The organism is bacterium, from assembly GCA_036382775.1.
GTDB lineage: Bacteria > Hydrothermota > Tepidihabitantia > SM23-42 > JAOAFX01 > DASVHD01.
Genome location: DASVHD010000046.1, coordinates 17226 through 30128 on the forward strand (window position 1 = coordinate 17226; position 12903 = coordinate 30128).

Annotated in this window: 7 protein-coding genes; 4 read left to right on the forward strand and 3 right to left on the reverse strand. The window is 47.1% G+C overall.

All coding sequences use genetic code 11. The features are described 5' to 3' along the window. The first annotated feature begins 310 nt into the window (after positions 1–310). Positions 311–1798 (forward strand): C10 family peptidase, encoded by a 1488-nt coding sequence (locus VF399_11465; protein HEX7320956.1) that lies wholly within the window; start codon positions 311–313, stop codon positions 1796–1798. Positions 1799–2265: 467 nt separating this feature from the next. Here VF399_11465 and VF399_11470 read toward each other — a convergent pair whose 3' ends face one another. Further along, positions 2266–4080, reverse strand: a complete 1815-nt coding sequence (locus VF399_11470) for an FG-GAP-like repeat-containing protein (GenBank protein HEX7320957.1) — start codon at positions 4078–4080, stop codon at positions 2266–2268. A gap of 856 nt (positions 4081–4936) precedes the next feature. Between VF399_11470 and VF399_11475 the strand changes: the two genes are divergently transcribed. After that, positions 4937–6208, forward strand: coding sequence for a serpin family protein (locus VF399_11475; GenBank protein HEX7320958.1), 1272 nt, complete (start codon positions 4937–4939; stop codon positions 6206–6208). 298 nt (positions 6209–6506) lie between these two features. Here VF399_11475 and VF399_11480 read toward each other — a convergent pair whose 3' ends face one another. Together VF399_11480 and VF399_11485 are read right to left on the reverse strand one after the other, a co-directional pair. After that, positions 6507–7199, reverse strand: coding sequence for a class I SAM-dependent methyltransferase (locus tag VF399_11480; GenBank protein HEX7320959.1), 693 nt, complete (start codon positions 7197–7199; stop codon positions 6507–6509). Positions 7200–7974: 775 nt separating this feature from the next. Beyond that, positions 7975–10011: a tetratricopeptide repeat protein gene (locus VF399_11485; protein HEX7320960.1), complete on the reverse strand. Its 2037-nt coding sequence runs from the start codon at positions 10009–10011 to the stop codon at positions 7975–7977. 481 nt (positions 10012–10492) lie between these two features. Between VF399_11485 and VF399_11490 the strand changes: the two genes are divergently transcribed. Together VF399_11490 and VF399_11495 are read left to right on the forward strand one after the other, a co-directional pair. Next, the gene (locus tag VF399_11490; protein ID HEX7320961.1) at positions 10493–11986 is read left to right on the forward strand and encodes a trimethylamine methyltransferase family protein; all 1494 of its coding nucleotides are present in this window, start codon (positions 10493–10495) and stop codon (positions 11984–11986) included. Between the two features lie 192 nt (positions 11987–12178). After that, positions 12179–12820 carry a corrinoid protein gene (locus tag VF399_11495; GenBank protein ID HEX7320962.1) on the forward strand — a complete coding sequence of 214 codons (642 nt, stop codon included), beginning with the start codon at positions 12179–12181 and terminating at the stop codon, positions 12818–12820. Positions 12821–12903: the final 83 nt, after the last annotated feature.

The following is a 12903-nucleotide window of genomic DNA, read 5'->3' on the forward strand; positions in this document are numbered from 1 at the left end:
TGATAGCGCCTACCTGTAAAAAATACGCGCACCCTGAAGGGTGCGGCTACATTTTCAGGAAATCACGACTGGATTCCCGATTGCTCGGGAATGACACCCCTCACCCTTACCCTCTCCCACAAGGGGCGAGGGAATGAAATATTGGAACATAAGATTGCTTCATCGCTTGACTGAGGATAAAATAATCATATACTATTGCGAAGAGTGGAGATGATAGAAACGGGAAATTGGGGATGATTGGGTTGATGTGTCGCTATACATCACATTCAGTCAGGTTCTGACAGGGGCATTAAGCCAATAGGAGGTTAAAGTGTTTGATAGAAAAATGTACTTGCTGGTAGGCTTCATCCTGGTGAGTTTGATCTATGCTCTGCCAGTGGAACAGAGTACCGCAGAAGCAGTAGCGAATTCCAGATTGGTTCATGATGGTCGGCAGGAAGATCATTCGATCGCCTCCCTCACTGTCATCAAGGACGATGAGACCGCTTCTGCACTGGCCTATGTATTTGAACTGGACCCGACTGGTTACGTGATAGTGGGAGCGGATAATCAGCTCCCGCCGGTCATTGCATATTCCTATACGAATCTCTGCCGGGATGACCGGTATGACAGGAACATCCTTTTCGACATTGTAAAGAGAGATATCATCGCCCGGCTCGCCAACGCCGGCAGCATTCCGAAGGGGATCAAGACCAAGTACGAAAAACAATGGCATGAGTATATCACGAGGGATTTTGTCACTCTGGCACCGGCTCTGTTTGAACAATGGCCTCCTGCCGGTTCGACGCCCACCGGAGGATGGCTCATGGAAAACTGGAGCCAGGGTGCTCCGTACAATTCCTACTGTCCCATGGATAATAATGCCGGGCAGAGGAGTGTCGCGGGATGTCCCGCAGTAGCCATGGCAGCCATCGTGAACTTTCAGGAGAAGATAAACGGAACGCGATTCGATGATAGTGATGACTACTACCACAACTTCTATGAGCAATACTGGATCGACGATGATCATGTGGCTCATGATTTCCCATCCTGGCCGGAGTTGGACGTGTACCTGGATACGCTGGAAAACCACTACGCCCAGTCGATCCCACCTACTTCATCTGACAAGGCGGCTCTGGTGTTCGCCAGCGGGGTTGCATGTCATCAGGTATATTCGGCCTCGATTTCCGGTACCTACGGCATCACCCAAGCAGCAATCGCATATCAAAGATTCAACTTTGTTGAATCTGAACTCCTGTATGATTCATCTGCATACCTGTTCGAGAGATTGTCTCAGAATATGATGGACGCCATGCCGGCACATATGGGCATAGTGGATGAGGGGCCGACCTACGGCCACAATATAGTTGTTGATGGTTACAATACCGATTCTTTCTACCACTTCAATTTTGGCTGGAGTGGCAGCTACAATGGATGGTATCAGTTCCCGCTGACCGGTATGCCATACGGCATGAACATCATAGAAGGGATCATTCTCGATATCGGTGACAGTAGTCAGTACCGGGTAAAAGACGCAGATGACCTACAATCGGGCGGAATATTCCTGACCATGGCATGCTCAGGCAATCCGGTCAGATCAGATCTTGGCATCCGCATTACTCTGCGGCAAACTTGCCATGTGAATCTGGCGATTTACAGCATAACCGGCAGGCTTGTTGCAATACTGGCTGACCGGGAATTCAGCCGCGGCTCGCATAGACTCAACTGGAATGCGGATGGATTAGCCTCAGGTGTATACATAGTCAGTGCAATGAGCCCTCAGGGAAGGGTTTCGGAGAAGATCATAGTACTGAAGTGATTCCCTGTAGACCATGAGGAGCAGTATTGGCATCGACGAGCTCATACGAAAGATACTATTTACGCGCACCCTGAAGGGTGCGGCTACAATTGTGACAATCAAGACTGGATTCCCGCTTGCGCGGGAATGACATATTGGAACATGAGATTGCTTCGCACAGAGATCACTCGCAATGACACCCCTCACCCTTACCCTCTCTCCCATAGGGACTCCAGCATCAAACTTTCTATAATGTTGCCTCAAGGGGCGAGGGAAACAAGTGTGACTACATTTTCAGGAAATCAAGACTGGATTCCCGCTTGCGCGGGAATGACATATTAGAACATGAGATTGCTTCACCCTGCCACGCAGGGTTCGCAATGACAAATTAACTTAACAGATAGTAAGCGTATCAGATTATCAGACAATCAGGTAGTGGATATCAGGTTATCAGGAGACCAGATTAACAAGAAAAGCAAAAAAGGATATTACTTAATTGCAATGATTTTCTTGTTAAGGCGTTTATCCGTGGATTCCAGCGATACAATATAAACGCCGCTTGGTGCTTTTTTGCCTTGATCGTCGGTCCGATCCCAATAAATCTTGAATTGTCCGGTGCCTTTGATCTTAAAAAGATTCTTCACAACCCTGCCCGCGGCATCATATATAGCTATTTTTGTATTGCCATACCCATATGTGCTGATATCCATCCAGACGCGATCGGAAAATTGCGTCGGGTAGACATTAAGTTCGCTAATTTGTGCCAACGGTTGTGCCTTTTGCTCATCGACCGCAACCAGTGGCAGGATCGTGAAATTCATATGAGTCACGGCTATTGCCGTATCCGAACTTGTGGTTGCAGTGTAGCGGATATAGCAGTTGGTCGAGGTCGGAGAACCTGCCGGAATGAGCCATTGATACCGGCCATTGTTAGGTACGCTCGCCACTATCTGGGTCCAGGGACCCGCAGAGCCATTGGTCGAAAGTTCAAGCCTGACCGACGCGGTATTGCCCGCGGGAACACCGCAGGTCCAGTTGATGAAATGCACCGAGTTCCGATAAAGCTTCTCGCCGCCCCTGGGAAACACGGGAAAAATAAACAGGCTTTCCGGAACCGAGCTTTCCTTATAGAAGCGCAGCCGGTTTACCGGGTTCATGCCGGTGCCTTCTCTGCTGACCAGGGCAATGTCGGGGTAGCCGTTATGATCTGCATCCGCTGCCACGCGGAAAGCCGCCATGTAGCCGGGATAGGTCGTTTTGAAGGTTGTATCGAGGGTCCAGTTCCCGCTGCCGTTTCCCAGCCAGACCGAGACAACGCTGTCGCCGAACGCGCTCAAATCCATAAAACCGTCAATGTTCATATCGCAGAGCTGGGTATTGTAGTAAGGCCCGGATGTCGGCAGGGTCCCGGAGAAATTAGCCCAGGTATTGCCGCCCAGCCATTGCCACACTTCCACGCCGCCGCTGGCATTGCGAAAGGCAAAATCCTGGTCGCCGTCATTGTCAACGTCGCCAATAGAAGGACCGCGCCTGCCCGAAGTGCCGCCGGGCGGCAGGTTTCCGTCGGCCAGGGTAAATCCTCCGCTGCCGTTGCCCAGATAAACGCTGCCGTACTGGTGACCGGCGCAGTAGTCTGCGTAACCGTCGGCGTTGACGTCACAAAACAAAAAATCCATCGAGGAATTGCCGCCCAGGAATCCGAAACACTGATGCCAGGTTCCGTCAAGGTGATTGATGAAAATATGGTTGCCGTCATCGGCACCGAACGCGTTGCCGCCCAGATCAAGGTCGCCATCGTTATCAATATCGGCGAAATCCGTGCAAAACATCCCCCATGCGTTAGGATCGCCGATCGAAATGCCGTCGTCCCACGGCGTCCAGTTCTGGCCCGTGCCGTCGCCCAGCGCGGCTTCGATCACTGAATCGCCGAAATCAACGCCGGAATAGTTGTGGTGCATGCCGTAACCAATATCCATGAAGCCGTCGTTATTAATGTCGCCGATCGCGATGCCGCCGTAGCCGAATTCACCGTTCTGGTAAACGCTCCATGAACCCAGGCCATTGCCGAACCAGACCATGACCCCGTGCTCCTGGGTGTTGACATAGGGACTGCCATGGTCGCCGATCGACAGGATGTCGATATTACCGTCAGCGTTGATGTCCGCCATTTCAAGTTCGGTCCTGCCTGCTTCCATCTGAGGGGTACTGAGGCCCTGCGATGATTCCACGTAGCTCAGCGCATGAACCGTCAGCGGTATAAAACAGAGAAACAATATATTGACTAGTTTTGTGTTGTTCTTCATATAAACCTCCATTTTTATCAAAAGTTGTACATTTATTAATTATTACTACTATATTATATGAAATAATCACGCAAAAACAAGGGGAGAGGTTGAGATCAAATCCGTATACCGTAGGCTGTAATCCGTAATCGGCATACGACAGCGCAGTGATGCAGTGTAGCAAAAAAGGGAGTCAACTCGTAAGAGTTTTATATAAAAGCCTCACGGCTTAACTCCCCGGCTTAAATCCACCTCTTAAGGTTGTTCTCCCGCTTATGGAGCGCGGGATGCTCATTGTTGTAGTCACATCAAAGATGTGAACAAAATTGGCATCGACAAGCTCATACGAAAGATACTATTTACGCGCACCCTGAAGGGTGCGGCTACATTTTCAGGAAATCAAGACTGGATTCCCGATTGCTCGGGAATGACAGAAAAAACATGAGATTGCTTCGTCCCGCTGTGCGGGGCTCGCAATGACGACGGGGGTTGAAACGACAATAAGGCACAAAAGCGTTCCTCGAACCATATTTCCAAAAATGTCAAGTAGTAGTAGACATATTTAGCCCAATTTTGTCTACCAATCCCAGCTGCTTTTTTCAGTTGGTCAGTATTTCCCCTACTGTTTGTCCCGTTAGAGAAAATCACCGATTTCAATTAGTGGTTGTTTTCGAATAAAACAGATAGAGGTTCAATATTGCCCTCGCGCATTCCCGCAATGGGGAGAGTTCCGGTGCTCTAACGGGATTTGTCGTCCATAACACCAGGATATTGTACATATTGACTTCACCCAAAAACCTCATATAATAGACAAACGATAAAGTAAGATATGGATGGTAGTATCAAAATGAATTGTAAGATTTGGAAGGAGGCTAATATGAAGAATATGATGTATGGTTTTATAAGGGTCGCCGGTTCATTCTTTTTAATGCTGATCATCTTCTGCATTATTATATCCTGTAAAACTAAAAATAAAGATGCCGGAGCAGATAAGAACAAATCGGTTCCTGGTAGTGTTAGTGCAGTCGTAGATGCCAGCAACCAGTTCGCCTTTGAACTTTATCGAAAATTCAATGAAAGATCAAAGGACGAAAATATATTTTATTCACCATTCAGCATCACAGTCGCTTTAACCATGGCTTATGAGGGTGCGAGAGGACAGACCGCAAAAGAAATGCAAAAAGTCCTTCATATCCCCGAAACCGCTGATTTAAGAAGAATAATTTTTGCAAAAATAATAAATGAGATAAATAAGAAGGACAGAAAATACAAACTTTCCACAGCTAACGCTTTATGGGCGCAGATGGATTACAAGTTCCTTGCTGAATATTTATATACTATTGATAAATATTACGGCGGGAAGGCAGCTAATCTTGATTTCGAAAGGCATTGCGAAGAATCCCGCGATACGATCAATTCTTGGGTTGAAGACCAGACTAATGGTAAGATCAAAGACCTAATTCCACCGGGAAAAATTGACGCTTCTACCAAGCTGGTTTTAACCAATGCTATCTATTTCAAAGGAACGTGGGTTATGCAATTCGATAAAAAACGCACAAGGGAAGGGGATTTTGAAACAAGTCCAGTTCAAAAGGTAATGGTTCCCATGATGCGTCTTACCGGCGGAAATACAGAATTAAAATATGCCGAAACAGAAGATGTACAGATACTGGAAATGCCATATGAAGGCAAAGACCTATCGATGGTGATAATTCTTCCCAGAGGAAAAAGATTGGATGAAATAGAAAAATCCATCACTTTAAAAAAATGGTCAGAATGGCGGAGCATGCTCAGGGAAAAAAGCGTGGATGTTTACATCCCGAAGTTCAAATTTGATGCGAAGTATTATATGAACGAGTTTTTGAAAAAAATGGGTATGCGGTCGTCATTTGGCGAACATGCTGACTTTTCGGGAATGGACGGTACACAAATGCTTTATATTGAAAATGTGATCCATCAGGCATTCGTTGAAGTAAACGAAGAGGGGACTGAAGCCGCAGCCGCAACTGAGGTGACCATGGATTATATAAGTGATGAAATATTTGAAGAATTCAATGCCAACCATCCTTTTATCTTTGCCATACAAGAGCGGAATACGGGAAATATACTATTCTTAGGAAGAGTCAGCGATCCCAGTAAATCCCTTTAAAGATTAAGGACAATACAATTCTCCAGCAGGATTTGTTGTCTATAACACCAGGATGTTGTGCACGTTCGCAAAATCATTCGCACCCTTAAGGGTGCGGCTACATTGTTTTCGTTAGCAAAAAGGGTTGGTTTTCACCAACCCCTTTTTGTGTGCTGTTTTTGTGTGGAGCATTTGCCAAAACTGAAATGAAGATACGGAAAAAGCATCTTGCCTTTGTTAATTATTCGGACTAATAATCCTTTTAGGCACTTTTGGCTTCAAACCAGCGTTTGGTTGACCCTTTCATTTTTCTGGCGGGTCACACTTTCTGAAAAACCTTGCTGAGGTATATTCTCTTGCGGTTCTCCAGCGATTTATATACTCTTGTTCCTTTTACTGCCGCGAATTCGCGCATCATCTTGTGCATGAACTTTGGCGCCAGGTATTTTATTGTGTTTAGTTTTCCGTCGTGATCAAGTTTAAGTGCGCGGAGAACCGATGAGGTGATATCCCATTCCCTTATCGCGCGGAGCCCGGAATCCCGGAAATGCCGGTTAGTTCTATCTGAGCAGCGTTTCCAGAGTATGTCGGTCCAGGAAAAGAAACCGCCCGGCCTCAAGACCCGTACTGCTTCACGGATAAAATCGTTCATGGATTGATAACAATGTGAAGATTCAACGTTGATAACGGCATCAAATGATCGGTCGGGAAATGGTATTTTCATGGCATCGCCGACCCGGAACGAAAGATTGGGTTGCGAATATATACGGTTGCACAGATCTACTGCGTTCTTGGAAAAATCTATACCGACAATGGATTTTGGCTTAAGATACCGGGCCAAATAAAAACAACCGCCACCCCGGCCCGATCCGACCTCCAGAACATCTTTGTTCATTATGTTTGCGGGAGCGGCCACGTGATGATAGAGTTGAATGCAATACCGATCAGCCTCGTCACTGGTAAGCAAAGCCAATTTTTCCTCACCGTTCAAATGGGCATAGCCATAATTCATAAATGTCCATTCACGTTGGGTATACCGGGCAGTAAGATGTTGATACCAGCAGTTTATTAAACGGCTTCTTATTCCTGGGGTAAGAAATAAAATGGATTCAATGAATTGATTTAGCATTGCAAACGGCGATTTCCATCCATTAAAGGGCATATTAACCATAATTTTGAAAAAGTCAAGGAAATTATTAGAGAACTCTGAAGAAATATTCATCGCTCTCATGATTGAATAAAAATTTTGGGGTCACCTATGAAAAAATTGCTGTGCACAAATTTATCCAGTATTCTTCACGATTTCAAATGGAACCTTCAGCATTTCCCTGCTGTTTGTCCCATTAGAGAAAATCACCGACTTCAATCGGTGGTTGGTTCCTAACAAAGCAGACAGAGGTTCAATAATACTGTTGCGCATTCCTATGTAATAGTAGAGTTCTCTAACGGGATTTGTTGTCTATAACACCAGGATGATAGCGCCTACCTGCATAAGATACGCGCACTCTGAAGGGTGCGGCTGCATTTTAAAAAACCAAAACCGGATTCCCGATTGCTCGGGAATGACCCCGATTGGAAATGCTATTGCTGACGGGGCGGACAGAAAACAGATGAGATTGCTTCCCCTCGTTCCTCGGGACACCAGCATTTTAATTTTCCTAATGTAGCGCACAAAGATCGCTCGCAATGACAAAAAAGGGACTGCGAAATCTAATGGTGATATATTTCTTTAAATAGATGGCAGCCTTAAACCAAATAGACTAAAAAAACCAAATAGACCAAAAAGACTATTTCCGTTTTTTTATTTCTTCCACCACTTCCGGCGGTACCGGGAAGCCCAGGGAGCGGGCTTTAAGCACATCCTCGAGCGCCTTCTCAGACATCCCCAGCTGGTATTCGGCCATGCCGCGGTAGTAATAGGCGGTGGTGTACATTGTATCCAGTTCCAAGGCTTTGTTATAATCTGCCAGCGCCAGCCCGAACTCCGCCGCGTTCAAATAGATATTGCCGCGGTTGTGGTATGCCGCGGCCTTTTTGGGATCCAGGATCAGCGCGCGGTCGTAATCAGCTATCGCCCGGTCATACTGCCCGGTCCTGCCATACGCCACGCCCCGGTTATAATAGGCATCGCTGTATCTATCGTTTAACTTAATACTCCGGGAATAGTCATCGATCGCGTCAAAATACCTTTTTTGCACAAACCGCAGGTCACCGCGGTTCATGTACGCCATGGGTAATTTAGGGTTTATCTTCAATGCCTGATTATAGTCGGCTAGAGCTTTTCCCAGATCGCCGGAGTTGAAATAAATAATGCCGCGGTCATTGTACACCTGTGCATATGTTGGGTCGAGCTCGAGCGCGCGGTTGTAGTCAGCCAGCGCTTCATCGAACTTATGAGTTTTTTGATACAAAAAGCCGCGCTGCTCGTGGAAGTAAGCAATGTTTGGTTCGATGGCGATCGCACGGTTAAAATCTGCCAGTGCTTTGCTGTAATAATCGGTCCTGTCCAAACCCGGGACGGTCGAGTCAGCTATTTGAAAATATGCTAAGCCGCGGTTATTCAATGCCACAGGGTTATCAGGGAATTGCGTGAGCACATTATTCCAAAGCGTAATGCTGTCTTTCCAGGCATAGCAGCGGTTGAAACTCAGGACCGCAAGCGCGACAATGACCCCGGCCAGGATAAAAGATACCGCATTCAGCCAGAACAGCCGATAATTCCGCTTTAGATAATTATACAGCCATAAAAATCCCAGAACAAGCAGGAAAAGAACTCCCAGCGATGGCGCATACATGTACCGTTCTGCCGCGATGGCAAAACCAACCAGAGGCACGAGCTGGATGACCGGGAAAACAGTGATGATAAAGAACAGGCTGGCGAATACGGCTCTTTTAGTTGTTTTCCGCACATACAGGAGCCACAGTATTACGCCAAACCCGATGACCGCAAGCGGCGCCAGGAGATAATCAAGGGGCAGGGACAGGATCCGATTGATGTTATTTGGGTAAGGGTAGAATGCAGATAGGTTAAAGGGCGCAAAGAGCTTGCTTAGATAAAATATTATATTGCGGCATGCCACAAAGATATTTGCGGGTACTTTCAACTGCGCGCTGTGAAGCGTCTGTTGCGCCAGAATGTTGATTACGAGAAAGAGGATGGAGATACAGAACAGCGGGATCTTTTCCAATAGTATTTTTATGGTCAGCCGGCGTTGGTGAAGATAATCAAACAGTACCAAAACGAGCGGTAGCGTCATTGCCATGGGCTTTGCGAAGATCGATAAAACAAACAGGAAAATAGTTAACAGATAATATGTAAGTTTACGACGGTTTAGAAAAATTATATAAATGATCAAGGCGCTTAAGAAAAACATCGAATAGAGCATATCCTTACGTTCGGTCGCCCATGCGACAGATTCCACGTGGAGAGGGTGGAGAGCGAACAAGATAGATACAATAAAAGCTGTCGTCAGGTTTTGAGAGAGAAGATAAAATAGATAAAATACGAGCAGGGTATTGAATAGATGTAAAACAAGATTAGTAGTGTGAGAGACTCGCGGGTTGAACATTTGACCTGAACACCGATACTCCAGCGCGAATGAAAGCATGGTCAGGGGGATATACGTGCCGACATACGATGAAGATAAAATCGTCGCAATGTTTGACCATGACAATGTCTGAATATCGGAGTTTTCTAGGATCAGAGTGGAATCATCCCAGTTGGTATACCCGTTGTTAAGTGACGGCAAGAAAGTGAGGAAGGTGATAACAACAAGGACTACCATCAGAATAATGATGAGATTTTTTCTGGATCTGGTTTCCATGCGCATAAATATGGTATTCAGACTGGATTCCGTGTCAACAGTTAAGGATACCCCTCACCCTTACCCTCTCCCCATAAAGGGATATCAGTTATTATTGAAAGTTGATGTTTTGATGTTGCCACAAGGGGAGAGGAATTTTAAGAGTTGGGAAGAGCTTAGTCTTCGCCCGTCACTCCTGCGAACGCAGGAGTCCAGATGAAAAGAACTGAATTCCGTGTTAAACACGGAATGACAAATACGGACTGGGTTCCCGCTGGAGTTTACCCCGTACTTGATACGGGGCGGGAATGACATAGAAAAAGTAGGGCAAGGTCATGATCCCGCAATACGGGGCTTGCCTCCAGAACCAATGGTTCTTACGGAACCATTGGTTAGTTTTGCTTAAAACATCATAATCCGCAAACCTGAAGGTTTGTCCCACATTTTTAAATAGTTAGACACGCCAATTCATGCTTGTATTCTGTGACATAATGTATAAAATATGACCATAATCGAAGGGAGTATCGGCATGCGGCCAAAACTGAAGTTTTTAGATGATGAACTGATAAAGAAAATAATCTCTGAAGCCCGCGTAATTTTGTGCCAACTGGGCATGACTATCCATAACAAGACAGTGCTTGACCTGCTGGCTGAAAATGGGGCAGAGGTCAAGGGAGAAGATTATCATGTTAAATTCACCAATGATTTGATCGACCGGTCGCTTAAAACAGTTCCGCGTTCGTTCAAACTGTACGATGTTACGGGAAATCAAACCCATGACTTCTCAGGCTATAATGTCTATTTCACGCCCGGTTCAGCCGCGCTCAATATCCTGGACCAATCAGGCAGGATTAGGCGGCCTGTGACCGCGGATTATGTCATGTACGCAAAGCTGGTGAGCCGCCTGAAAAATATCGCGTCCCAGGCGACCGCGTTCATTCCTTCGGACGTGCACGAAAAAATATCTGACAGTTATAGGTTATTTTTAAGTCTGCTTTACTGCGAAAAGCCCGTGGTCACGGGCGCATTCACGATCGATTCGTTCAATGTGATGAAAGACATGCAGATCGCAGTGCGCGGCAGTGAAAAGTCGCTCGCGGAAAAACCCTTAACAGTATTTTCCTGCTGTCCGTCCGCGCCTTTGAAATGGAGCGACGCGACGAGCCAGAACCTTTTGGACTGCGCGCGCTACGGCATCCCCGTGGAGATAATTTCCATGCCATTGGCCGGTTTCATGGCGCCCGTGACCCTGGTGGGAACATTGATCCAGCACACGGCGGAAACCATTAGCGGGATCGTTTTGAGCCAGCTTGCTAACCCCGGCACGCCGGTCCTTTATGGCGGATCGCCGGCGATCTTTGACGTGCGGTACGAGACCACGCCCATGGGCGCGATCGAGACCCAGATGATCGATTGCGCGTATAACGAGATCGGAAAATATCTTGGATTACCCACGCAGGCCTATATCTCGCTGAGTGACGCCAAACTTTTAGACGCGCAGGCCGGTCTGGAATCGGCAATGGGCGCGACCCTGGCGGCGCTTGCCGGAATAAATAACATATCGGGTCCGGGCATGCTGGATTTTGAATCCTGCCAGAGCCTGGAAAAACTGGTGGTCGACAACGAAATCTGCGGCATGGTATTGCGCATGACCCGGGGCATTGAACCAAGAGACGATGATTTCCCGGCGATGGGGCTTTTCCAGGAGTTGTTAAAGAATAAGCACCTGCTGATCTCCAAGCACACGCGCACGCACCTTAAACAAGAGCATTATATGCCGGGCAACGTTATTGACCGGGCGAACCGGCCGCGGTGGCAGGAAACCGGGGCCAAAACGATCGATCAGAGAGCGCTTGCCGAGGTCAAAAAACTGATAAGCGAATACGAGCCATCGAAACTTGAAGATAAGGTGAAAGAGGAACTGGGAAAGTTGATAAAAAATGAGGCAATTAGATACGGGATGGAGAAATTACCGGAGAGGTCATGCGATTGCTGATAATAAGGGATCCCTCGATGCGCTTTGCAGCGCATAAACCTCGGGACGCTCAAATTTTCAACCAAATTATACATAGGATTTGGGAAAATTTGGCGGAAGCGAAAAAATATGGGATGGGAAAGCTGCCCCTCTCCCTTACCCTCCCCCTCGAGGGGGGAGGATAGAGGTGGGGGTGAAAGGAGGATATGCCGAATGAATATTGTTAAGCAGATAGAAACGGCTTTGGTGCAAGGCGATGATACAGGCGTGGGAAAGCTCACGCAGGACGCGGTAAAGCAGGGGATCGCGGCCAAAGATATATTGAATAAGGGACTAATTTCCGGTATGGAGATCGTGGGCGCGAAGTTCAAGGAACATGAGATATTTCTGCCTGAAGTGCTGTTATCAGCGCAGGCCATGAATGCCGGCATGGATATCATCAAGCCATTGCTAGAAAAGAGCGGTGCACCCGGTTTGGGCAGGGTCGTACTGGGCACGGTCCAGGGTGATATCCATGATATCGGCAAGAACCTGGTGGGCATCATGCTTAAAGGCGCGGGGTTTGAGGTCATCGACCTGGGCAGTGATGTGTCGCCGGATAAGTTCGTGGCAACTGCACAAAAGGAGAAGGCCCAGGTGATCGGCATGTCTTCTCTATTAACCACCACCATGCCCGTTATGAAAGAAGTAGTGGATCTGGTCAAAGAAAAAAAATTGAAAGTTAAAACCATTATCGGAGGCGCGCCCGTGACTCAGGAATACGCGAAAGAGATCGGCGCGGATTCGTATGGGTATGATGCCGTGAGTGCGGTGGAACGGGTGAAGGCGTTAATAATGCAACGTAGAGCCAAATGAAATCCCTCGATGCGCTATACGCGCATAAACCTCGGGACGCTCAAATTTTCAGCCAAATCACACTGAAGATTTGGAAAATTTGG

Bases quoted from the DNA above. Each gene is read 5' to 3' on its own strand.
- VF399_11485 (HEX7320960.1), bottom strand. From the start codon at position 10,011: ATGGAAACCAGATCCAGAAAAAATCTCATCATTATTCTGATGGTAGTC.
- VF399_11490 (HEX7320961.1), top strand. From the start codon at position 10,493: ATGACCATAATCGAAGGGAGTATCGGCATGCGGCCAAAACTGAAGTTT.
- VF399_11475 (HEX7320958.1), top strand. From the start codon at position 4,937: ATGAAGAATATGATGTATGGTTTTATAAGGGTCGCCGGTTCATTCTTT.
- VF399_11470 (HEX7320957.1), bottom strand. From the start codon at position 4,080: ATGAAGAACAACACAAAACTAGTCAATATATTGTTTCTCTGTTTTATA.
- VF399_11480 (HEX7320959.1), bottom strand. From the start codon at position 7,199: ATGAATTATGGCTATGCCCATTTGAACGGTGAGGAAAAATTGGCTTTG.
- VF399_11495 (HEX7320962.1), top strand. From the start codon at position 12,179: ATGAATATTGTTAAGCAGATAGAAACGGCTTTGGTGCAAGGCGATGAT.